This is a genomic window from Klebsiella sp. R445 (assembly GCF_051131755.1).
In the GTDB taxonomy this organism is placed as follows: Bacteria; Pseudomonadota; Gammaproteobacteria; order Enterobacterales; family Enterobacteriaceae; genus Klebsiella; species Klebsiella lignicola.
Genome location: NZ_CP180446.1, coordinates 252,612 through 276,097 on the forward strand (window position 1 = coordinate 252,612; position 23,486 = coordinate 276,097).

The 23,486-nt window shown below is 56.3% G+C and carries 20 protein-coding genes; 6 read left to right on the forward strand and 14 right to left on the reverse strand.

The window, feature by feature from the left end:
* Positions 1 to 49: 49 nt before the first annotated feature.
* Together ACMYSN_RS01190 and blr are read right to left on the reverse strand one after the other, a co-directional pair.
* Complete coding sequence (locus ACMYSN_RS01190; RefSeq protein ID WP_462496687.1) at positions 50 to 1,420, reverse strand: glycoside hydrolase family 1 protein; 1,371 nt, start codon at positions 1,418 to 1,420, stop codon at positions 50 to 52.
* 125 nt (positions 1,421 to 1,545) lie between these two features.
* Complete coding sequence (gene blr, locus ACMYSN_RS01195; RefSeq protein WP_123754572.1) at positions 1,546 to 1,695, reverse strand: division septum protein Blr; 150 nt, start codon at positions 1,693 to 1,695, stop codon at positions 1,546 to 1,548.
* A 191-nt stretch (positions 1,696 to 1,886) separates the two neighbouring features.
* Between blr and ACMYSN_RS01200 the strand changes: the two genes are divergently transcribed.
* On the forward strand, positions 1,887 to 2,927 hold the full coding sequence (locus ACMYSN_RS01200) for an oxidoreductase (RefSeq protein ID WP_462496688.1): 1,041 nt from the start codon (positions 1,887 to 1,889) through the stop codon (positions 2,925 to 2,927).
* Positions 2,928 to 2,955: 28 nt separating this feature from the next.
* On the opposite strand, the gene add is transcribed toward ACMYSN_RS01200, so the two are convergent.
* The 4 genes from add to yedE all read right to left on the reverse strand — a co-directional run bounded on the left by add (position 2,956) and on the right by yedE (position 7,460).
* Complete coding sequence (gene add, locus ACMYSN_RS01205; RefSeq protein ID WP_462496689.1) at positions 2,956 to 3,957, reverse strand: adenosine deaminase family protein; 1,002 nt, start codon at positions 3,955 to 3,957, stop codon at positions 2,956 to 2,958.
* Positions 3,958 to 4,143: 186 nt separating this feature from the next.
* Positions 4,144 to 5,664 (reverse strand): diguanylate cyclase DgcJ, encoded by a 1,521-nt coding sequence (dgcJ, locus tag ACMYSN_RS01210; protein WP_462496690.1) that lies wholly within the window; start codon positions 5,662 to 5,664, stop codon positions 4,144 to 4,146.
* Positions 5,665 to 6,018: 354 nt separating this feature from the next.
* Positions 6,019 to 6,252, reverse strand: coding sequence for a sulfurtransferase-like selenium metabolism protein YedF (yedF, locus tag ACMYSN_RS01215; protein ID WP_123754568.1), 234 nt, complete (start codon positions 6,250 to 6,252; stop codon positions 6,019 to 6,021).
* Entirely contained in the window at positions 6,249 to 7,460 is a 1,212-nt protein-coding gene (yedE, locus tag ACMYSN_RS01220; protein ID WP_462496691.1) for a selenium metabolism membrane protein YedE/FdhT, read from the reverse strand. Before yedE ends, yedF begins: the two co-directional genes overlap by 4 nt.
* Positions 7,461 to 7,781: 321 nt before the next feature.
* Between yedE and ACMYSN_RS01225 the strand changes: the two genes are divergently transcribed.
* The gene (locus tag ACMYSN_RS01225; protein WP_123754566.1) at positions 7,782 to 8,810 is read left to right on the forward strand and encodes a CorA family divalent cation transporter; all 1,029 of its coding nucleotides are present in this window, start codon (positions 7,782 to 7,784) and stop codon (positions 8,808 to 8,810) included.
* Between the two features lie 52 nt (positions 8,811 to 8,862).
* Here the strand turns inward: ACMYSN_RS01225 and ACMYSN_RS01230 are convergent, their stop codons facing one another.
* Complete coding sequence (locus tag ACMYSN_RS01230) at positions 8,863 to 10,035, reverse strand: MalY/PatB family protein (RefSeq protein ID WP_462496692.1); 1,173 nt, start codon at positions 10,033 to 10,035, stop codon at positions 8,863 to 8,865.
* Positions 10,036 to 10,084: 49 nt separating this feature from the next.
* Positions 10,085 to 11,677, reverse strand: a complete 1,593-nt coding sequence (gene malX / locus ACMYSN_RS01235; RefSeq protein WP_462496693.1) for a PTS maltose transporter subunit IICB — start codon at positions 11,675 to 11,677, stop codon at positions 10,085 to 10,087.
* A gap of 176 nt (positions 11,678 to 11,853) precedes the next feature.
* On the opposite strand from malX, the gene ACMYSN_RS01240 reads away from it, so the two are divergent.
* Positions 11,854 to 12,882, forward strand: a complete 1,029-nt coding sequence (locus ACMYSN_RS01240; RefSeq protein ID WP_123755489.1) for a Mal regulon transcriptional regulator MalI — start codon at positions 11,854 to 11,856, stop codon at positions 12,880 to 12,882.
* 26 nt (positions 12,883 to 12,908) lie between these two features.
* Here the strand turns inward: ACMYSN_RS01240 and ACMYSN_RS01245 are convergent, their stop codons facing one another.
* On the reverse strand, positions 12,909 to 14,462 hold the full coding sequence (locus ACMYSN_RS01245) for a YdgA family protein (RefSeq protein ID WP_462496694.1): 1,554 nt from the start codon (positions 14,460 to 14,462) through the stop codon (positions 12,909 to 12,911).
* Positions 14,463 to 14,560: 98 nt separating this feature from the next.
* Positions 14,561 to 15,739 (reverse strand): mannose-6-phosphate isomerase, encoded by a 1,179-nt coding sequence (gene manA, locus ACMYSN_RS01250; RefSeq protein WP_462496695.1) that lies wholly within the window; start codon positions 15,737 to 15,739, stop codon positions 14,561 to 14,563.
* Positions 15,740 to 15,935: 196 nt separating this feature from the next.
* On the opposite strand from manA, the gene fumA reads away from it, so the two are divergent.
* Both fumA and fumC read left to right on the forward strand, forming a co-directional pair.
* On the forward strand, positions 15,936 to 17,582 hold the full coding sequence (fumA, locus tag ACMYSN_RS01255; RefSeq protein WP_174509346.1) for a class I fumarate hydratase FumA: 1,647 nt from the start codon (positions 15,936 to 15,938) through the stop codon (positions 17,580 to 17,582).
* A gap of 144 nt (positions 17,583 to 17,726) precedes the next feature.
* Positions 17,727 to 19,127: a class II fumarate hydratase gene (gene fumC, locus ACMYSN_RS01260; protein WP_462496696.1), complete on the forward strand. Its 1,401-nt coding sequence runs from the start codon at positions 17,727 to 17,729 to the stop codon at positions 19,125 to 19,127.
* Here fumC and tus read toward each other — a convergent pair.
* From tus to rstA, 3 genes are all read right to left on the reverse strand, one after another.
* Positions 19,117 to 20,049 carry a DNA replication terminus site-binding protein gene (gene tus / locus ACMYSN_RS01265; protein ID WP_462496697.1) on the reverse strand — a complete coding sequence of 311 codons (933 nt, stop codon included), beginning with the start codon at positions 20,047 to 20,049 and terminating at the stop codon, positions 19,117 to 19,119. The genes fumC and tus overlap by 11 nt on opposite strands.
* A 73-nt stretch (positions 20,050 to 20,122) precedes the next feature.
* Positions 20,123 to 21,424 carry a two-component system sensor histidine kinase RstB gene (rstB, locus tag ACMYSN_RS01270; RefSeq protein WP_462496698.1) on the reverse strand — a complete coding sequence of 434 codons (1,302 nt, stop codon included), beginning with the start codon at positions 21,422 to 21,424 and terminating at the stop codon, positions 20,123 to 20,125.
* A gap of 107 nt (positions 21,425 to 21,531) precedes the next feature.
* Positions 21,532 to 22,248 (reverse strand): response regulator transcription factor RstA, encoded by a 717-nt coding sequence (gene rstA, locus ACMYSN_RS01275; RefSeq protein WP_462496699.1) that lies wholly within the window; start codon positions 22,246 to 22,248, stop codon positions 21,532 to 21,534.
* Between the two features lie 173 nt (positions 22,249 to 22,421).
* Here rstA and ACMYSN_RS01280 point away from each other — a divergent pair, with 173 nt between their 5' ends.
* A complete protein-coding gene (locus ACMYSN_RS01280) occupies positions 22,422 to 22,757 on the forward strand; it encodes a GlpM family protein (RefSeq protein WP_123754556.1) in 336 nt (111 codons plus the stop codon).
* On the opposite strand, the gene folM is transcribed toward ACMYSN_RS01280, so the two are convergent.
* Complete coding sequence (gene folM / locus ACMYSN_RS01285) at positions 22,754 to 23,479, reverse strand: dihydromonapterin reductase (RefSeq protein ID WP_462496700.1); 726 nt, start codon at positions 23,477 to 23,479, stop codon at positions 22,754 to 22,756. The two genes, ACMYSN_RS01280 and folM, sit on opposite strands and share 4 nt — an antisense overlap.
* Positions 23,480 to 23,486 lie beyond the last annotated feature (7 nt).

Below are 23,486 nucleotides of genomic sequence, written 5' to 3' on the forward strand. Positions count from 1 at the left end.
GAGTTTTCCAGAGACAGAACAGGCGCCGGACGGCGCCTGGTGGGGAAGATTAACGCTGTTCGCCTTGGGTGGCAATCAGGTTTTGATACCAAAAGAAGCTCTTCTTACGTTTGCGGGCAAGGTTCTGTTGATGGTCAACATACACAAAGCCATATTGTTTTTGATAACCATTAAGCCAGCTCAGCAGATCAATAAAGGACCACGGATAATAACCGCGGACATCGGCACCGGCCTCGATGGCTTTTTCCAGCGCAGTAATGTGGCTGCTCAGATAGTCAATGCGCGGATCATCGACAATCTCGCCATCAATAATAGGGTCTTTGGCCCCTAAACCATTTTCGGTGATATAAATTGGAATATCGCCGTAGCGTTCCTTAATCATCATAATCCCGTCAGTTAGCCCCTGCGGCCAGATCTCCCAGCCCCATTCGGTATAGGTACTCTGCGGGTTACGCACGAAATGAAACAGCCCGTCCACGCCTGGTTCACCGCCGCTCAGGCCTTCCTGCGGCTCGGCCGAGACGGTTTCACGGCGATAGTAATTCAGCCCGATAAAGTCGCAGCGACTTTCGCGCAGCAGGGCATCATCCTCTGGCGCGAAGCGCGGCACGCCCCACAGCGCCTGGGTCTGTTGCAGCAGCTCCTCGGGATAGTGGCCTTTTAATACCGGGTCATATAACCAGTAGGTATGCACGGCATCGGCCATGGCGGTAGCCTGGCGATCGGCCTCGCTATCGGTGAGCGGAGTGTGCGGCTGGAGCACGTTAACGAAACCAATCTCACCGTTAATGCCGGATTCACGGAATGATTTTACCGCCAGGGCGTGGGCGATGAACACGTGATGGCACGCCTGGATAGCGCGGGCCGGGTCGCGTACGGCCGGCGGATGGCAGCCATTAATATAGCCATGTCCAATAAAGACAATGGTCTCGTTAAAGGTTGCCCACAGTTTTACCCGGGAGCCGTAGCGGGCGTAACACAGGCGGGCATACTCAGCGAACGCTTCGGCGGTACTGCGCGCCTCCCAGCCACCTTCATCCTGCAGCGCCTGCGGAAGATCCCAGTGATAGAGGGTGATCATAGGTTCGATATTGTGGGCCAGCAGCTCATCGATCAGATCGCTGTAGAACTGAACCCCCGCTTCATTGATCTCGCCACGTCCCTGAGGGAGCAGGCGCGGCCAGGAGATAGAAAAGCGGTAGCTTTGCAGGCCCATCTCTGCCATCAGCGCAACGTCTTCGCGAAAGCGGTGGTAGTGATCCACGGCGACGTCGCCGTTGGTGTTCTCAAACGTCGCTCCCGGCTGATGGGCGTAAATATCCCAGATTGACGGGCCTTTGCCGTCAGCGTCGTGGCCGCCTTCAACCTGATAGGCTGCGGTGGCGGCGCCCCAAAGGAACTGTTGCGGAAATGCGGACATGATAAAACTCCTTATCAAATGATAAAGAGAGTGTATGAATGTGCTCGCAGTTGTGCAACCGGTTTCAGAAACCGGTTGCACAACTGCGAAGTGGGTCACTGTTTCCCGTCAGCGGGGATGACGCACTAGTGAGGCTGAACGTTGGTGGTCACAACATTAGCCGGAGGCGGTGACTGGTAGTTATCAATGTGGTGCGCGATAACCAGAAGCAGGGCGGAAACCCCGAAAACAACCCATCCGATAAGTTCTACAATTCTGTTTAAAACGTTCGACATAATTCTAAAATTAAAAGTTAAAGCAGAGCTAAATGTTACTAAACGACGACAGCAACGCAAGAACTACCTGGGGGAATTGTCACGATTGTCGTAAAGATGAGCAGCGATAATACATTAGGAAAGCTAATAAATAAAATGCGTCTTATAGTTAACAGGCAGGGCGAAATCTACCGCTGAACGGGGGTGAAACGATGAGTGACAATATTCAGGTCGGTATCATAGGGTACGGGTACGCCAGTAAAACCTTTCATGCGCCATTAATCAGCGGCACGCCGGGAATGACCCTGGCCGCAGTCTCCAGCAGTGATGCAACGAAAGTGCATGCCGACTGGCCCACGCTGCGCGTTGTCGCCGATGCCGCTAGTTTACTGAGCGACCCTGATCTTGATCTGATCGTCATCCCAACCCCCAATGATAGCCATTTCCCGCTGGCTCAGGCCGCGTTGGCGGCGGGTAAGCATGTTGTCGTCGATAAACCGTTTACGGTGACACTGTCACAAGCGCGGGCATTAGAGGCGATGGCCAAAAGCGACGGCAGACTGCTGTCGGTATTTCATAATCGCCGCTGGGACAGCGACTTTCTGACGGTGAAGTCGCTGATTAATGAAGGACAGCTGGGCGAGGTGTGCTATTTCGAATCGCATTTTGACCGCTACCGCCCGCAGGTTCGCCAGCGCTGGCGTGAACAGGGTGGCCCCGGCAGCGGGATCTGGTACGATCTTGGGCCGCATCTTCTCGATCAGGTAGTCAATCTGTTTGGCCTGCCGGTCAGCATCCACGTTGATTTAGCACAGCTGCGCCCTGGCGCGCAGGCGACCGACTATTTTCATGCGACGCTCGCCTATCCCCAGCGCCGCGTGGTATTGCACGGTACGCTGCTGGCGGCAGCAGAAACCGCACGCTATATCGTCCACGGTTCCCGGGCGAGCTATGTGAAATACGGCCTGGATCCGCAGGAAGCGCGATTGAAAAACGGCGAGCGTCTACCCCAGGAGGATTGGGGCTACGATATGCGTGACGGCATTTTGACCCGCGCGGAAGGAGAAGAGCGTCATGAAGAGAGCTGGCTGACTTTACCGGGCAACTATCCGGCCTACTATGCGGCGATTCGTGATGCGCTGAACGGCAATGGTGAGAATCCGGTTTCCGCCAGTCAGGCGATTCAGATAATGGAATTAATTGAGCTGGGGCTGGAATCCGCAAAACACCGCGCCACATTGTCGCTGATTTAGCCCGGCAGGTGGTCTGCCGGGCTATCGGTTAAGCCCCTTTAACGCGCTCAATAAGCGCGATTTTTTCCTGAGGGCTCAGAAACGCCTGTTCCAGACCATTGATCTGCGCCTGGCGAATCTGCTCGCGGCTCAGGCCCGCAGCCGGCGCGGCGACGGTATATTCGTGAATAATATCGATGCCCTGTACCGCAGGATCGTCGGTATTGATCGATGCCAGCACGCCGTGCTCGAGGAAGGTTTTCAGCGGATGCTGCGCCAGGGAAGCCACGGTGCTGGTCTGAATGTTGGAGGTCAGACAGGACTCGATCCCAATGCGTTTCTCGGCGAGGTAGTCCATCAGCGCCGGATCCTGAACGGCTTTCACGCCATGACCGATACGTTCCGCGCCCAGCTCACGAATGGCCTGCCAGATGCTCTCGGGACCCGCAGCTTCACCCGCGTGGACCGTAATGCGCCAGCCGGCGTCGCGTGCGAGGGTGAAGTGACCCGTGAAACGCTCGCCGGGAAAGCCGAGTTCATCCCCGGCCAGGTCGAGTGCGGTAATGCCATCGCGATGGGCCAGCAGGGCGTCCAGCTCTTGCTGGCAGGCCGCTTCGCCGAAGGTGCGGCTGAGAATACCGATCAGACGGGCATCGACGTTAAAGTCGCGGCAGCCTTCGCGGACGCCGGCAATGACCGCTTCGACCACGCCGTCGACCGGCAGCTGGTGGGTCATCGCCATGTAGCGTGGCGAAAAACGCAATTCAACGTAGTGCAGGCCGTTGCGCGCTGCATCTTCGACGTTTTCATAGGCCACACGGCGGCAGGCTTCCAGCGAGGCGAGGACTTTTACGCCCCAGTCCAGTTTGGCGAGGAAACTCACGAGGTCAGGTTCATTGCTGGTGACCTGGACGTGGGGGATCAGGGTATCAAGTGAGGTTGCCGGAAGCGCGATATTGAACTGGCGGCCAAGATCGAGAATAGTTTGGGCACGGATATTGCCGTCAAGGTGGCGATGAATGTCGGTTAATGGCAAAGTTGAATCAATCATGGTCGCACTCATTTTTAGGTAAAGTGCACATCATTATACAACATCTGTTTAATCATTTAAAAGTATCAAAGAATCGACAGCGGCCATTCGTTTGATACTAACAGCGGCGTGCAAATGGCGATTAGCGGCGATAATGATATATATCACCATCGCCTGTGCCGTTCTGCTAATTCTTGCTGGCGAACCTTAGCGGTACTTGTCTCTTTTTTGTACATACAGCAGTTTGTCGGATTTTTTTATCGCCGTTTCCAGTGAATCGTCGGGATCCATCTGATGATTGCCGTGTGAAAAAGCCACCAGTTTGTCTGTATCGGTATGCTGTAAATGCGCTTTAATTCTGGCGATAATTTCCAGACTTTTAAGGTACGGGGTATCGATAAGGATCAGGATAAACTCATCGCCACCGAGGCGGATGCCGTAATCACTTTTACGAATAGATTGTTCGATGGCCTGGCCTAATAGCTGAATGACTTTGTCACCCACGTCATGCCCGCGAGTGTCATTGATATTTTTCAGACCGTCGCTGTCAATGGATACCACGGTCACCGGGATATTTTTACCGATCGCGGTCTCTATCTTGCGGTCCAGCGCATCGTTGAGCACTTTTCTGTTGTACAGGCCGGTCAGAGTATCGGTGACGTTAGCTTTTGACAGCATAGCGTGGCGGGCCATTTGTGTTTTGGTGTAGCGGCACAGCAGCCAGGTACTGAGGATGTAGAGGACCGCCAGCCACAGGTTATTGAGAACAAAATAAAGCAGATCCATTTTAATATTTAAAACATAGAACGGAGTCAGGTTCTCTTTATAATTTATGATATTGAGGGTTTTTATTGTCGAGCGATGGAAGTAAATGTCATCGCCGGTGGAGCGATCGGTGACGTACAGCGATAAAAAACGCCAGAGCACCGGTCGGTCAGCGGTATAAAACGAAGTGGTAAGATCGTCAATATTAACATCGGTCACGATAACCCCTTTGATTATACCGTTATGAAACACCGGGGTTAACATGCTGATAATATTTTTTTTAGTATAACCATCCTGATAAACATGCGAGGTGATATTTTCGCCATGCAGCAAATCATTGAGCGCGCTGGGGTCGATATTAATGGTATGGGCGCTGCGGGTGATATCGATCAGGTTATCATCGCGAACTAACCAGTTATCAAAGCGATACTGGTTGGTATCAATTATTTTGTTAATGTAAATATAGTTGTTGGCCAGATCGATATAATATTTGATGTTATGAAAAACATACCCCCGGTAATTCGAGAAGGTATATTTTGACGCCGACTGATTATAGTCGCTCTGGATGATAGAGAGGGCGGAAACGTCGCGCCCCCAGATATGGCAATCGGGATTGCGGGTTTGTAGGGTGCCGCTTAACCCCTTGAAGGTCTGGTGGGTCAGGTTGAGGCCAGATACTCCGTTCACCGATTCCAGATGCTCGCAAACCGCGCGGGTTTTATCATTTTGCCCGTCAGACATTAACGGGGCGGCAGAAAAGGCTCTCGAGAGCTGCAGCGCCATATGCTGGTTGATGTATTCGGCATGGGAAAGCGCGGACTCGCCGTTTTCCGCCACGTAGCCCATGTATCTTTGCAGATCGCGATATTCACGCATGATGAATCCAATAAATATCGCCGTCGTCAGAATGACGGTGAGCATATTGATATAGCGAGAACGCAGGGAAACCGTGGTGTGGTCCATATTAGATGACCTGTCCGCTAAAGAGGCTCATCAGGCGCCGGAACGCAGATAATGCGACATTTCCCTGCATGACTTCCCCCATCAACAGGTTAACAACGGAGCGAAAAGTAAACGGCATGGTAGCTTCTGTTCCTCATCCTTAAGGCGTATCGGGCGGTTGTCAATATCAGCATAGAAGTATTACTCCTAATGACAACGCCTGGATATTATCCTGAAGGTGAAATCTTAGGCTTCCATGATGTATATTTCCAGTTAATTAAACCGGTATTTTACTTTTATTGCAGAATATAGTGATGCGGAGGTGGCGAAAGGCAGGCCGGTTGCGGGCAGCGTCCGGCCCGGCCTGAATCAGGCTTATTTTTGGATCAAATAACGGATAGTTGGCCCGTCCTGCTGAATATCCAGAACCGTATAGCCGTAGTTCCGGGCATCCTGGGGAATGTTGTTGATCGACTGCGGGCAGTCGCTGACCACTTCCAGTATCTCTCCCTTTTTGAGCGAAGGCATCGCCTCAAGGGTTGCCACGGCCGGATAGGGGCAGGGCTCACCCACCATGTCGAGACGGTAATCGGGCACGATATTTTTCATGCGGCATCCTTAGCGTTAACGGTAGCAAGCGACTTCTGGCTGAAAAAGTGTTTCTCCCAGGCGATGACCAGCATCAGGGCGATAAACAGCAGCAGGTAGGTGACCAGCAGGCCGACAAACGGACCAAAGGTGGTCAGCAGGTTGACCTTATCCCAGTTTGTCGCCAGTGCAGGCGACAGGTCATCCCAGAAATAAGCCAGAATCGTTGAGCCAATCACATTGCCCAGCCCCACCCACCAGTAGTGGACCTGGCCTTCAACGGCGCGATACATCCAGCCGGTTTCGCAACCGCCGGCCAGCACGATGCCGAAACCAAACAGCAGTCCGCCGATAACCGCATTAGGGCCAGCCCACATGATTTTAGGCTCCATGCCCAGCTGGACGTAGCTGAAAATCCCAATCGCACTGGCGGCCATTCCGAAGATGATCGCTTTCGCCATATAGGTGCGCCCGGTGATCCACATATCGCGGAACGCTGAGGTAAAGCAGATCTGCGCGCGCTCAATCAGCAAACCGAACCCGACGCCAAACAGCATCGCGAGGCCCAGCTTTGGCCGGTCGATGGCGGTCAGCAGGCCCCAGGCGATCATCGCGAAGAACACCAGCATCCCGGCGCGGAACCGGAGTCGCGCCTGCGCGGGTTTTTGCGTTAACGGCGACGCCGCGCTAACTTTCTGCATCTTGACCGGAATGCGGAAAATGGGCAGCAGGGTAAAACGGGCGCCAAACCAGGTGCCGATCGCCGTGGCGATGGCAAAAAACCAGGCGTGCAGGGAAAACTGAGGGATACCGGTAAAAAAGGCAGCGAGATTACAGCCCATCGCCAGGCGCGCGCCAAACCCGGCAATGATCCCGCCGGCCACTGCCTGAAAAATACGGATGCGGCTGCGTGGCAGGCGCAGTTTGACGTTGTTGGCCCATAGCGCGGCGGCAAAACAGCCGCCGAACATGCCGAGGATCATCATGCCGTCGATGCGGGTTAGCGGCGTGCCTTCAAGGTGGATCAGCTGGTAATAGCCCCACTGTTCGGTATGGACGCCGACAAGCTGCAGTAACTGCCCGCCCCAACGGGTAAATTCACCGGTAACGGCCCAGAACGTGCCGGTAATGCCGAAATAGTAGGTGGAGAGAATACCGGCGGCGATCACCGCGGGAGCGGGCGCCCAGAACTTAACCAGGTAGGCCTGTTTGAATTGTTGCCATGTCATAAAAGATGCCTCTGAACTCAGAAGGTAAATCACCCCGGACGGGGTTGAAGAACGGCGATCATACGCCGCTCAGGACGTTAAAACGCTCGACGGGATCAAGGGGAACGGTATCGGTGACGACGTCTGGTGGGCTAATGTGCCATCCGCTGCCCCTGAGATGTCAGTCAGGTGTCCGTTTTATGAACAAATCATTACCCTTGCCTGGCTCTGAAAAATAGCGAAATATACCCATCATCCTTTGCTGCCTCGACGCATCTTGAATGATGGTGTGTACATGCTTTTATTCGCTCTGACAGTGCCAGATGAAATCCTGAGGGATATATGAGTCAAGATGTCGCCGGAAAGATGTTAAAACCCGATTTTGATCTGGAAGTCTCCGGACTGGTGCATGGATTCCTGTTTCGTGAAGGCCAGGTTCCACAGCAAATCAACTCCCACGAGGTCTGCGCCCGATATCAGCAACTGGACGGCGAGAATGACTTTGTCTGGCTCCACCTGAACCTCAATCACGCCACCGCTGAGAAATGGCTGACCAGCCATTTTCCCGTTGACGACTTTTTCTTTGAAGAGATCCGCGACGGTTCCCATACGACGCGGATTGAACGTCAGGATGAGATCCTGTTTGCCGTCCTCAACGATGTCATTTTTCACCCCAAAGAGGCGACGGCGGAAACCTCAACCCTGTGGCTTTACTGCAGCCAGACGCTGGTGGTGACGGCCCGCTATAAACCGCTGCGTTTTATTGAATGGATGCTGCCGCGACTGGCGACCTTAAAGGTGAACGCGTCTACCGGGCTGCTGGCGTTCTTGCTGGAAGAGCAGGAAGAGGTGCTGGAGCAGGTGGTCAGGCAGGCCAGCCGTCGCGTCGATGCTATTGAAGAGCGCCTGCTCAGCAACCATGTGCAGCGCAACCGGGCCGACCTCGCGCGCCTGCGGCGTATGCTGCTGCGCTTTCAGCGCCTGCTGGCACCTGAACCGGCGGCGATGTTCCGTCTGCTGAACCGCCCGCCGGCGTGGATCGATCGCGCCGTGGTGCAGGAGTTCCGCCAGTTCACCGAGGAGTTTACCGTGGTACTGAACGATCTCTCCGGGCTGACCGAGCGGATCAGCCTGCTGCAGGAGGAGATCAGCGCCCGACAGATGGAGCAAAGCAACCGCACGCTGTATACCCTGACGGTGATCACCGTGCTGGCGTTACCCATCAATATCGTGGCCGGTTTTTTTGGCATGAACGTCGGCGGAATACCGCTTTCGAGCAACCATCACGGCTTTATTCTGTTGGTGGTGATTGTCGGCGTGTTTACCCTCGGGGCCGGGTATCTGGCTTTCCGGCGGCGGGATGATTTGTAGGGGACGGCAGGGAAAACAGATGTCGCGCAGCCGAAACTGCGCGACAGGGCAACTACGATAAGGCGCGCAGGGCGGCAATCAGCCCGTTAACGCCTTTCTCCAGCTTTTCGCGAGGGCAACCAGCGTTGAGACGGAGGAAGCCGACACCCTCTTCGCCATAGGTATAGCCCGGCATAATGGCCACCTTTTGTTCCGCGATCAGCACTTTCTGCAGGGCGCGATCGTCGATACCCAGTGGGCGCAGATCGATCCACGCAAGATAGGTCGCCTGCGGCGACTGCCAGTTTAGCTGCGGGAACGCCTGATTGAGCGCCCCGGCGATGTAGCGCATATTGTCCTGCAAATAGGCCCGCAGCGCATCCAGCCAAGGGGCTCCTTCCCGGTAGGCGGCAACATGGGCAACCAGCGCCGGCACCGATGGCGAGGATAATCCGTCGCGACTCTTCAGGGCGGTGAGATACTGCTCGCGGGCGTGGGGATCGTCGATCAGACCGTAAGCGCCGGTAAAGGCCGGAATATTGAAGCTTTTGGAACCGGAGGTGAATAACGCCCACGGGCCACGGGCCACGTCGCACCACGGCGTATGCCGGTGTTCACCCCAGACCATATCCATATGGATCTCATCGCTGATCACCTTCACGCCGTGTTTTTCGCACAGCTTCGACATCGTCTCAAGCTCTTCGCGCTGCCAGACTTTACCGGTTGGGTTATGCGGGCTGCACAGCAGCAGCACGGTGTTGCGCGGTTGCGCCAGTGTCTGTTCGAGCAGGGCCATATCGCACTGCCACTGATTATCTTGCAGCGTCAGCGGGACCGGCGCGACCTGACGCTGGTTGCCCTCAATGGTTTTATAGAAGGCATCATAGGCGGGTGTGTGCACCACCACGCCATCGCCTGGGCTGGACCACTGGCGAATCATCTCCGCCACCATATAGATAACCGACGGGCCATATACGATGGCGTCGCGATCTATCTGGGAGTGAAAGCGGCTGGCGTACCAGTGGGTCACCGCGCCGAGAAACTCATCGTTTTTCCAGCGGCTATAGCCGAAGACGCCGTGAGCAAGGCGTTTGCTGACGGCGTCAAGAATGCAGGGAGCGGTGGCGAAATCCATATCGGAGATCGTAAAGGGGAGCAGGTCGGCTGCGCCGAAGCGGTCGGCAACGTAATCCCATTGCGTACACCAGGTACCGTGGCGGTCGACAGGCGTGGAAAAATCAAACATCTGAACTTCCTTTATCAACGCCCCCTCCAGACTCAGAGGGGGCTGGTATTTATGCCTGGACGGTATTCATCAATACGGCCATTTCATCTTTCACCGACTGAACCTGCGGGCCAATGACGACCTGCAAATTATGCTGGTTAAGCTGCACAACGCCGATGGCGCGGTTGGCTTTCAGCGCTGCACTGTCCACTTTACTCATGTCATGCACCGACAGGCGTAGACGGGTAATGCAGTTATCGAGAGAGACGATGTTATCTGCTCCGCCGAGGGCGGCCAGAATCGCCGGGACGTTGTAACCTGACTTGCCGGTCACGCCGGAGACGGCTTTCTCAAAGGCGGCGTTAGTTTCGATATCACGACCCGGCGTTTTGAGGTTAAAGCGGGTGATGGCGAAACGGAAGATGCCGTAATAGACCGCGAACCAGATGGCCGCCACTACCGGCACCAGATACCACTTGGTCGACAGGCCGTGCAGAATACCGAACACCACGAAGTCGATCACGTTGCCGTCGGTATTGCCGATGGTGACGCCGAGCACCGCCATAATGGTGAAGCCGAGGCCGGTCAGCAGCGCGTGAATAACATACAGCACCGGGGCCACGAACAGGAACAGGAACTCCAGCGGCTCGGTGGTTCCGCCGACCACGCAGGCAATGACCCCGGAAATCAGCAGACCTTTGATCTTATGACGATTCTCCGAACGGGCGCAGTGATACATTGCCAGTGCCGCACCCGGCAGGCCGCCGAGGAAGGCCGGCATTTTACCTTGCGACAGGAAACGGGTCGCGCTTTCAGAGAAACCGTGGGTTTCCGGGCAGCTCAGCTGCGCCTGGAAGATAGTCAATGCGCCGCTGACGCTATGACCGCAGACGTCCATGGTGCCGCCCGCCTCGGTAAAGCGGATCAGCGCAACCAGAATATGGTGCAGGCCGAACGGCAGCAGCAAGCGTTCACCGGTACCGAAGATCATCGGGCCGAAGTCACCGGCGCTGTTAATCATATGGCCCAGGGCGTTGATCCCCATGGCAAACACCGGCCACACCAGCGGGATCGCCAGGCCGACCAGCCCCAGCACCACGGTGGTGATAATCGGCACAAAGCGGGTGCCGCCAAAGAAGGCCAACGCATCCGGCAGGCGGATATTATGAAAACGTTCGTGCAGCATCCAGACGACGATCCCGGCGATCACGGCGCCGAGGATCCCGGTGTCGATGGACTGAATACCGATAATGTTCTGGATATTGTTGGCTTTCAGCACGGCGGCATCGGTGGTCGGCAGAATGCCTTTGGCGGTGAGCCAGAAGTTAACCGCCAGATTCATCACCGCGTAGCCGACAAAACCGGCGAAGGCGGCGACGCCTTTATTTTCGCGCGCCAGGCCCAGCGGGATGGCGATACAGAACATGACCGGCAGGAAGCTAAAGGCGAAAGAGCCGACTTTGCTCATCCAGATAAACACCGCCTGCAGCAGGGGAATATCGAGCCACGGCAGCAGGGTGAGCACATCATGACTGCTTAAGGAGCTGCCGATCCCCAGCATGATCCCGCAGAATGAAAGCAGGGCCACGGGCAACATAAACGTTTTTCCCAGCTGCTGGAAAAACTCCCACAAAGTAATTTTTGGTGTCGTTTTTGCCGTCATTAACACGAATCCTGTTTATTTTAAGTTATGGGTAAGGTGTAACGTGACGGAAAGATAAAACGTTTTATCATTTTTTAGTGCGATAAAAATCACATAATCAAGCGATGATAACGTTTATAAAGATAACCCATTGATAAAACGTTTTATCGACCGCCGAAGGGAGACGGTTGCAGAATATGGCCATCGCAAAAAAGATCACCATCAATGACGTCGCACTAGCCGCCGGGGTGTCGGTCAGCACGGTGTCGCTGGTTTTGACCGGCAAGGGCCGAATATCATCGGCCACCGGCGAGCGCGTCAATCAGGCGATTGAACAACTCGGCTTCGTGCGTAACCGCCAGGCGTCCTCGCTGCGCGGCGGACAGAGTGGGGTGATTGGGTTGATCGTCAGCGATCTGTCAAAACCCTTCTACGCCGAGCTGACCGCCGGGCTGACGGACGCGCTTGAGTCCGACGGGAAAATGGTCTTTCTGACCCAGGGCGGTCATCGTGGCGAGAAAATGCTGCAGCGCTTTGAAACCCTGATTTCGCAGGGGGTCGATGGGGTCATTATTGCCGGAGCGATCGATAAAGGCGGCGAACTGCGCGATCGTGCGGCGCAGGTCGGGATGCCGCTGGTGTTCGCCTCCCGCGCCAGCTATCTCGATGATATCGACCTTATCCGCCCGGATAATATGCAGGCGGCGCAACTGGTGACCGAGCATCTGATTCGCCGCGGTCATCAGCGTATCGCCTGGCTGGGGGGGCAAAGTGCCTCATTGACTCGCGCGGAGCGGGTGGGTGGCTACTGTGCGACCCTGCTGAAGTACGGCCTGCCGTTTCATAGCGAATGGGTGGTGGAGTGTGATTCCAGCCAGAAACTGGCGGCGGAAGCCATGATCACGCTGCTTCGCCAGAATCCGACCCTGACCGCAGTCCTGTGTTACAACAGCGTGATTGCCACCGGTGCGTGGTTTGGTCTGATGCGTGCCGGACGGCAGAGCGGTGAGGACAGCGTCGAAAGCTATTTTGAACAGCGGGTGGCGCTGGCCGCCTTTGCTGAGGTGCCCGAAAGCGCGCTGGATGATGTGCCCTTAACCTGGGTGACAACACCGGCAAGAGAGATGGGGCAAAGCCTGGCGGAGAGCATTCTGCGGCGGATTGATAACGGGCAACTCGGCACGCGAAATCAGATTATGCCCCCGCGACTGGTCACCCGAAAATAGCCCCTGAGCAGGGGCTATCCGGAGGATTACTGCTGCGGTACTGCTGGCGTCACCGGCGGCACAAGCTCTTGTGGCTGAGCGTCCTGCGGCGCGCTACCAGGTGCTGTCGGCAAAGCATAGCCAAACATGCTGGCAAACTCATCCAGCAGCATCTTCTGACCGTTCAGGGTAACCTGTCCGTCAGCGTACTGCAGGCTGGAGGTAATCGCGTTGTCTTCCATGGCGGTGATGCGGAACATCTGGCCCATTGCCGCCATCCCTTTCACCTGCTGGTCAGCCAGCTTCGCGGCGTCTGCCGGCTGATAGCCTTCAAGACCGGCAATCTGGGTCATAAAAGCGGTTGCCATATCGACCGGGATCACCAGTTTGCTATCGAGCGATTTCACGCTGCGGTCCACTTCATCCGCCAGGGTTTGCGGCTCGGTGGTGGTTTGTGCAGGGTCTTTCAGCAGGATTGACATGTTAAAGGTGCTTTCGCCCTTGGCATTGCGCCAGCTCAGCGGGGCTATCGTCACGGAAGGGTTGCCTTTCAGCAGAATCGGCAGCGCCTTAAAGAAGGTCTCGGTCAGCGCCTGCTGGTACAGCTCCGGATTCTGTGTTAGCTCAGGATTGGCCATCAGCGCCTGGGCTTCGGTGTTGTACTGCTGGCTGAACTGATGCCAGGCCTGGCCATCAAGGTTTGCCAGCTTCACGGTCAGCTTACCGCTACCGATATCCTGGTTTTGCAGTTTCAGGCTGTTGAGGGTGTAATCCAGCTGGCTGTTGATCCCTTTGCCATCGTCGGTCAGTGAAGACTGGCCGTCAATGTTCATACCTTCCAGCAGGGCCAGCTCTTTCCCTTCAACGCCGATCGACAGTTTTTCCAGCGCGATTTTTTGCTTACCGATGCGCTCGTTGAAGCTGGTCATCTCGGTTGCGCCGTCGGCCTTCAGGTTGCTGAAACTCAGCTGCACCTTCTGATTGTATTCATTCAGCGCGTTGATCTGGCCGCCGCTCGCATCGCCGGTGAGGCTGACGGATTTGCCTTCTGCATCAGCATTCAGCTGGAACTGACCGCCGCTGAAGGTGACTTTTTCATCGCCTTTGGTATAGTCCAGCGGTTTCAGCGTAATAGCCGAGCGGCTGTCGCCGCTGTAGGCGATGCGGGTATCGATAATGAACGGGGTTTCGCCTTTGGCAATCTCAAACAGCGCTTTGCTGGTGTCGTTATTCACCAGAGTGGTGTTAACGGAGGCCATCGCGGGCGCCAGCTGACCGGATTTCAGCGCGGCCAGCGGGAAGGGACCGTGATCGACCACTTCATCAAAGACCAGACTCTGTCCAGCGGCGAGCCAGCTGTGTTCTTTACCGGCTATCGGTTTCACTACCAGCTGCAGGCGGCTACTGAACAGGCCGCGCTGATAGTTCTGCGAGGCGAGTTCAACGCCGGCTTCCGGGGCGCTGTTCTGAAGCTGTGCATTCGCCTGTTTCACGACTTCGGCGAGATGATTTTCCAGCTGTTTCCCTGTGTACCAGGCGCCACCTGTCCAGATAACACCCAGAGCCACGATAATTCCTGCTGCGACCAGCGTTTTCTTCATAGCATTTGTCCATAAATAAAACCAGGCGGATCGGGCCGCCTGGTCATGTTGTCATGATGTGGGAAAGTCTAGCAAGCGCGGCTAAAAAGTTCAGTAACTTACTTGAGCTTATTGAAGACGCGCGCCACGCGACCGCTGCCGCTGACCTCTACCGGCGACTCGTTGCAGGCAATAAATGCCGATTCGCCAGGTTTCAGGGTCAGGCGCTGGTCGCCTTTGCACAACACCGCTTCACCTTCCACACAGAAGACGATCGCCGCGCTCTCCTGCGCAAGAGGGGCCGCCTGCTCTGACAGGTCGTGCAGGGAGAAGGCGAAATCATCAACCGGAATCGGGAAGTCCAGCTCTGTCGCCTGTTTGACCGGCTGAGTCAGTAGTTCACCCGCCGGTTTCGCCACGAATTGCACGTTGGCGACCAGTTCCGGAATATCGATATATTTCGGCGTCAGGCCCGCGCGCAGTACGTTATCCGAGTTAGCCATGACCTCCAGCGCCACCCCTTGCAGATACGCATGCGGGGTTTCGGCGAACAGGAACATAGCGTCACCGGGGTTCAGCTTGACGACATTGAGCAGTAAAGGAGAGAACAGGCCGCTGTCGTCCGGATAGAACTCGGCGATAAGCTTGATGGTCTGCCACGGTTCACCTTGCTGGCTGTCCAGCGCCGTTTGCAGGATACGCAGAGCCTGGGCTTTCTCTTCGCCCTGCATGTTCAGCAGGCCGGCGAACAGCTGGCTTAAATGTTGTGCATCCGGATGGCTGAGGAACTCGCCAATGGCCGGGTGGGCGCTGGCTACCGGCTGCAGCAGGGCGGCGATCTCGGCAAACTCACGGAAGGCGTTCATCGCCAGGAACGGCGTCAGCGCAAAGACCAGCTCCGGCTTGTGGTTCGGATCTTTATAGTTACGTTCTGCGGCATCAAGTGGAATACCGGCGGCATTCTCTTTGGCAAAGCCAATCTCGGAGGCCTGCTTGTTTGGGTGGACCTGGATAGACAGCGGCTGGGCGGCGCAGAGCACCTTAAACAGAAACGGCAGCTCGCCGAACCGCTGGGCGACCTTGTCACCGAGCAGCGCCGACTTGTCGCCGTCAATGACCTCACGCAGCGAGCGCGTGGTGCCGTTAGCATCGACAATCTTTGAGCTGCTCTTCGGATGCGCGCCCATCCACAGCTCCGCCATCGGCAGGTTGTCCGGATTCGCGATGCTGTACAGTTCGGTTAAGGCGGTATGACTTCCCCAGGCATAGTTCTGCACTGAGTTAATGAGCTTTTGCATTCTCAATCCCTGTTTCCACTTGATGATAATCGTTCTATTAAACCAGTAAACTGCTGATAAGCAACTGCTGAAAGAAAAAGTCGTCCTTGTCTCAGTTTTTGTTAAAAATTTGTGTAAAATTGATCGACTCGCTTTTCTACAGGCAAATGGAGTGTCTGCCTGAAATATAATCAGCCAAGCAGTAAGTGAGAGCACAATGTCGAATAAACCGTTTGTTTATCAGGATCCTTTTCCCCTCAAAAAGGATGACACCGAGTATTATCTCCTCAGTCGTGATTACGTCTCTGTCGCCGAGTTCGCCGGCCAGGAAATCCTCAAGGTAGAACCCCAGGCACTGACCCTTCTGGCACAACACGCCTTCCACGACGCCTCCTTTATGTTACGCCCGGCGCATCAGCAGCAGGTTGCCGATATTCTTAGCGACCCGGAAGCCAGCGAAAACGACAAATACGTCGCCCTGCAGTTCCTGCGCAACTCCGATATCGCGGCTAAAGGTATTTTACCGACCTGCCAGGATACCGGGACGGCGATCATCACCGGCAAAAAAGGTCAGCGCGTGTGGACCGGCGGCGGTGACGAAGCGGCGCTGGCGCAGGGGGTCTATAACACCTATATCCAGGATAACCTGCGCTATTCGCAGAATGCCCCGCTGGATATGTATAACGAGGTCAATACCGGCACCAACCTGCCGGCGCAGATCGACCTCTACGCCACCGATGGCGACGAGTACAAATTCCTGTGCATCGCCAAAGGCGGCGGCTCTGCCAACAAGACCTACCTGTACCAGGAAACCAAAGCGCTGATCACCCCGGCGAAGCTGAAAAACTACCTGGTTGAGAAGATGCGCACCCTCGGTACCGCGGCCTGCCCGCCGTACCATATCGCCTTCGTGATTGGCGGGACCTCGGCGGAATCGACTCTGAAAACCGTCAAGCTGGCCTCGACCCACTATTACGACGGCCTGCCGACCGAAGGGAACGAGCACGGTCAGGCCTTCCGCGACGTGCAGCTGGAGCAAGAGCTGCTGCTGGAAGCGCAGAACCTCGGCCTCGGCGCGCAGTTTGGTGGCAAATACTTTGCTCACGATATCCGCGTGGTGCGTCTGCCGCGCCACGGCGCCTCCTGCCCGGTGGGGATGGGGGTATCGTGCTCTGCGGACCGTAATATCAAAGGCAAGATCAATCGCGACGGTATCTGGCTGGAAAAACTGGAAAGCAATCCTGGGAAGTATATCCCGGAAGCGCTGCGCCAGGCCGGTGAAGGCGAAGCGGTGAAGGTCAACCTCAACCAGCCGATGAGCGAGATCCTGGCTCTGCTGTCGCAGTATCCGGTCTCGACGCGACTCTCCCTGAGCGGCACCATCATCGTGGCGCGCGATATTGCCCACGCCAAGCTGAAAGAGCTGCTGGATAACGGCGAAACGCTGCCGCAGTACGTTAAAGACCACCCGATCTACTACGCCGGTCCGGCGAAAACACCGGACGGGTACGCTTCCGGGTCGCTCGGTCCGACAACGGCAGGGCGGATGGACTCCTACGTCGACCTGCTGCAGTCCCACGGCGCCAGTAAGATCATGCTGGCGAAAGGCAACCGTAGCAAGCAGGTGACCGATGCCTGCCATCAGCATGGCGGTTTCTACCTCGGCAGTATCGGTGGTCCTGCAGCGGTGCTGGCGCAGCAGAGCATTCGCAGCCTGGAGTGCGTGGCTTATCCGGAGCTGGGAATGGAAGCTATCTGGAAAATCGAAGTGGAAGACTTCCCGGCGTTCATCCTGGTGGATGACAAAGGTAACGACTTCTTCCAGCAGATTCAGACCTCGCAATGCACACGCTGTGTGAAATAATCCTGGCCGCCCTTCGGGGCGGTTTTTTTATGTCGCTTAGCGGCACGAACCACCAATCCATAATTAAAAATCTGACCAATACTGTAGGTTTTAAAGCAGGTGAGCCTTGTCACAATGACTGACTTTGTATTCAAGGAGAAAGTAATGACAACGCATCGCAGTGAAAAAGACTCTATGGGCGCGATTGACGTGCCTGACGACAAACTCTGGGGCGCGCAGACCCAACGTTCGCTGGAACATTTCCGCATCTCGACGGAAAAAATGCCGGGCGAACTGATCTTTGCGCTGGCGCTGACCAAAAGGGCGGCGGCGCGGGTTAACCAGGATCTGGGCCTGCTGGAGGCAGAAAAGGCGGAAGCTATCATGAGCGCCGCCGATGAAGTGCTGGCGGGGCGCCATCCGGATGAATTTCCGTTGGCTATCTGGCAGACCGGCTCCGGTACCCAGAGCAATATGAACATGAATGAGGTGCTGGCAAACCGCGCCAGCGAACTGCTGGGCGGCGTGCGGGGGATGGAGCGTAAAGTGCATCCAAACGATGACGTGAATAAGAGCCAAAGCTCCAACGACGTTTTCCCGACCGCGATGCACGTGGCGGCAATTATCGCTCTGCGTGAAAAGCTTATTCCTCAGCTACTGACGCTGACCCAGACCCTCAACGACAAATCCACCGCGTTCAACGACATCGTCAAAATCGGCCGCACCCATCTGCAGGACGCCACGCCGCTAACGCTCGGACAGGAGTTCTCCGGCTGGGTGGCGATGCTGGAACATAATCTCCGTCATCTGGAGCTGTGCCTGCCGCACCTCAGCGAGCTGGCGCTGGGAGGCACGGCGGTGGGGACCGGGCTGAACACTCATCCGGAATATGCCGTTCGCGTTGCCGCAGAACTGGCAGCCCTCAGCGGCCAGCCATTTGTGACCGCGCCGAACAAGTTTGAAGCCCTCGCCACCTGCGATGCGCTGGTGCACGCCCACGGCGCGTTGAAAGGGCTGGCGGCCTCGTTGATGAAAATCGCCAACGATGTGCGCTGGCTGGCCTCCGGCCCGCGCTGCGGCATCGGTGAGATTGCGATCCCGGAAAATGAGCCCGGCTCGTCGATTATGCCCGGCAAGGTCAACCCGACGCAGTGTGAAGCGCTGACGATGCTCTGCTGTCAGGTGCTGGGGAACGATGTGGCGGTCAATATTGGCGGGGCTTCCGGTAACTTCGAGCTGAACGTCTACCGCCCGATGGTTATCCATAATTTCCTGCAGTCGGTCAGGCTGCTGGCTGACGGTATGGAGAGCTTCAACGAGCACTGCGCCGTCGGGATTGAACCCAACCGGGAGCGTATCAACCAGTTGCTCAACGAGTCCCTGATGCTGGTGACCGCGCTGAATACCCATATCGGCTACGACAAAGCGGCTGAAATCGCGAAAAAGGCCCATAAAGAGGGGCTCACGCTGAAAGCCGCCGCGCTGGCGCTGGGCTACCTGACGGAAGCTGAATTCGACAGCTGGGTGCGCCCGCAGGATATGGTCGGCAGCATGGCTACTCGTTAGCCAACCACAGGTGCAGTCGTGGGATCAGCAATTTCAGCGACTGTGCCTGGGGCTTATAACGGTATTGCACATTGTCACTGTCATAATTCAGCAGTTCTCCGAGATCCGGTACGCTCACTCCGCGCGTGCCGGATATCAGCGCAATCAGCGGGCCAGGGCAGGCGTGCTGCACCTGTTTTTGCGCATCCGCGTACCACACCCGGGCAATGGGCTGCACTTTCACCGGCCGTTTAATCTTGAGTTTCGCCCGCTGCGGCAGGGCGGCGATATCCTGATACTCCCGCTCCAGCTTGCTTTGCCACTGCTCACGCGTCCATGGCGGAACCGCCCGCGGTGATTGCAGGCTTTTTTCCAGCTGCATCAGTACGTCGTCGCGGGTGAGATTTTTAATCACGTGTTTATTGGCCCAACCAAATCGAATGGTGCTGGGATCGTTTAAAACCGTCAGGGTGCGGTAGGCGCTGAGGGTGATAAGCCCCGGCAGATGGCGGTGAACCCACTCAAAACGGGCGGTGGCCGGCAGGCCGGATTCAACGGTGACAATCTTTTCGAACGTCGCTTTCAGGGCGTTGATACGGACGATACTTTGTTGCAGCACCGCCTGTTGCTCACCATCAACCTGCAGGCAGATCGCGCCGGGCAGGCGCACCGCGGCCTTGCTGCTCCGGCGTTCCGATTGCTGCTGAATAAACAGATGGCTGTAATGGCGCAGACTCATCTCGAGGGCCGTTTGACCGAGGTGCTGGACCACCTGGATCGTCTCCAGCGGCAGGTGTTCCGTCTCCTTGCTGACGGCGGGCAGCTCAAAGACCCGGGCGGCCAGTAAACGGCAGTCGCGCAGGCGCAGTTGGAGCTGCTGCAGTTCACGTTCCAGTTGGCGAAAGGTGTCACTCAGACGTTCAACGAGGTCATAGTCAGCCATTACATTCACCTTAGTTACAACATACTGTTTAATTTATGACTATACGCAGGCAGCAGCTTCGGTGCAAGGACCGTCAGGCAGCGCTTAAATCGGGCAACTGGTGGTAGATGGGCCAGCTAAAACTAAAGCGGGCGCCACCGAGCGAACTGGCGTCGCAGCTGACGTCGCCGGACATCGCCTGGGCGATACTGTGCACGATCGCCAGTCCCAGCCCGCAGCCGCCGGTGGCGCGGTCGCGGCTTGGGTCGAGACGTACAAACGGCTCAAACACCCGCTCACGCTCTTCAGGCGCGATACCCGGCCCGTCATCTTCCACCTGCAGCGTCGCCCGGGAGCCCTGCAGCGTCAGGCTCACCTGAATACGCTGACTGCTGTAGCGCAGGGCGTTGTTCACCAGGTTATCCAGCACGCGCGCCATCAGGCGCATATCCAGCGCGCCGTAGTTGCCGTCGACGATATTATGCAGCGTCACGTCGCGCTGCGGGTTGACCAGTTGGATCTCATCGATGTGGGTTTCGATCCACGCCGGGAAATCAGGAGTGGTCAGGTTCAGCTCATTTTGCGGTCGGTCAAGCCGGGCGTAGGTCAGCAGCTCTTCGATTAACGCTTCCAGCTGGCCGATATCGCGGTTCAGCGCTTGCGATTCCGCCTCGGTCAGGTTTTCACTCATCTCCAGGCGATAGCGTAGACGTACCAGCGGGGTGCGTAACTCATGCGCGATCCCGTCAATCAGCTGTTTCTTACTGGCGATCAGCGCATTGATGTTGTCAGCCATCTGATTAAAGGCCACCCCCAGCCGTTCGAAGCTGGACATGCTGTCGAAATGAATGCGTTCGGTAAAATGCCCTTCACCGAAGCGCTGGGCAGCGGTCTCGAGGCGCAACATGTCCTGCCAGTGGGGGCGCATCCAGATAAACACAGGAAAGGCCAGGGAGATAGCGATGAAAGCCATCAACGCCACATCCAGCAGGCGCATTTCATGCAGAAAGTAGAGATAAGGCACCGGGCCCACCGATAAAACATAGTGGCTGCGCGGGATCCGCTGGATAAAGGTGTATTCGTCATCAAGGGCGACAATATCGCCGGCGCGCAGGTGCTGCATCGAGTTTTCTGAGAGCTTAAATTTGCTCAGCGGTTCGATATGCAGGTCAAATGACAGATTAAGGTCCAGCTCTTTCAGCGTTTTGCTCCAGTCCCGCGGCGGGATCTCCCGCAGTTCGCTGCGCATTAAATACAGCGAACTTTTCATCAGGTCATCCAGCGACTGCCGGCCAGCGCGCTCGGCGGTGAATTTATACACCAGCCCCACGAGCATCGTCATCACCAGGAAGCAGACGAACAGCAGAAGGTAGAACTGCACAAACAGCTTTTTCATAAAATCTCACCGCAATAGTCACGCTGAACGATACTGTGTTGATGTTGACCCGCGCAGGCCGCGCCCCGGCCAGGATGGGATAGCGTCCCTTGCCAGCGGCTGAGCCGTCAGTTATCCCAGGCGTGCGGGGCGAACAGATAGCCTTTATTGCGCACCGTCTTGATGCGATACGGTTCCGTTGCGCTATCGAGCAGTTTCTTACGCAGGCGAGAAATCGCCACATCGACGCTGCGGTCCATTCCGTCGTAGCTCACGCCGCGCAGGTTTTTCAGCAGGGCATCGCGATCCATAATCTGCCCGGCGTGGGTTGCCAGCTCCCACAGCAGCTCAAAATCGGCGGTGGACAGGGCGACGCTCTCGCCGCCGAGGAGCACCTGGCGATTGACCGGGTCGATCAGCAACGAGCCGAAGGTGATGGTTTTATGTTGGGTGAGCGCCGTCGGGGCGGCATTCACCGCCACGCTGACGTGCTGACGTAGATGCAGGCGCAGACGGGCCAGCAGCACGGCTGGCGGTGTGGTTTTCAGAATGTAATCGCTGGCACCCATTTCCAGGGACAAGATATGGTTCATATCGCTATCGAGCGAGGTGAGCAGCACAATTGGACCCTGCCACTGACCGCGAAGATCGCGGCACAGCGTCATGCCATCTTTGCCGGGCAGCATGATGTCCAGCAACACCAGGTCGGGTTTTTCCGCGGCGATGACCGCTTCCGCCCGGTCGCCGCGTGGTTCCACAACCACGTCCATATCGTGCTTTCCGAGATAGGCTGCAATCAGCGCGCCCACTTCCGGATCATCCTCAACAAAAACGATCTTATTCATATAATAGGTATTCAAGAAAAAGAATTAACATACACCGGCACTACAGTACCCGCCATTACTCTTTTATAAAAATCGATGTCACCCTACAAGCCTATTGTCGCGAAGGATATTGTGTATCTGTCTACTTCCGCTATGCTGCTTCATCTTGTTGTTAAAAGGTTAAGGTTTTGGGTATGGCGTTGTTGATAAAAGCGTTGCTAGGGGCGCTGGTGGTGGTTTTGATTGGGGTGCTGTCTAAAACCAAAAACTATTATATTGCCGGGTTAATTCCGCTGTTTCCGACGTTTGCCCTGATCGCGCATTATATTGTGGCCAGCGAGCGCGGTATTGAAGCACTGCGCACGACCATTGTTTTTGGTATGTGGTCGATTATTCCCTATTTCATTTATCTGCTGTCACTTTGGTACTTCACCGCAATGATGCGCCTGCCTTACGCGCTGGCGGGCGCTGTGGGATGCTGGAGCCTGTGCGCCTGGCTCCTGATTCTCGGCTGGAGCCGCTTCCACTAACGCAGGTGTCTGCCACCATCCACGGCGAAAGAACGCCCGGTCACTAAATGACTGGCAAACAGGTATTCGAGCAGGTCGATAATTTCCTGCTCACCGGCCACGCTTTTCATCAGCGATTTATCCAGCGCCTGCCGACGATATTCGGCATCATCGCCTTCATTAAACATGATCAGCGATGGGGCAACCGCGTTGACTTTGATTTCCGGCGCCAGCTTGCGGGCAAAGGAGCGGGTCATGTTATCCAGTGCGGCCTTGCTGGCGGCATAGGCGATATGCTTATCGCTACCGCGTTCCACTACGTAGTCCGTAATATGAATAATATCGCTGGCGGCATGGCCGTGGCCGCGGAGCAGGCCTTCCAGCGCATGGTTCAGGAGATAGGGGACATGGACGTGGATCTGCATCATGCTGGACAGTACGGTGCTCAACGGGACGCCCGGTTTTTCCGCCATCCAGTCGCTGGCATTATGGACAATGGCGCGCAGACCGTTGCCGGCATGCTGCTTCACCGCTTCGGCGAAGGTCATAATCGCGTCATCGCTGTTGAAATCGGCGGCGAGGCAAATGGCCCCGGCATCGCGCAGCGCGTCAATGGCTGGATAGTGGGTGCGATAACTGATGATAACCGGCTGCTGTTGACTCAGAAAATGGTGCGCCAGTGCGAGGCCAATACGGCGGCCTCCTCCGGTAATTAATATCGGGCGAGGCTGTCGGGTATCCATGGGTATC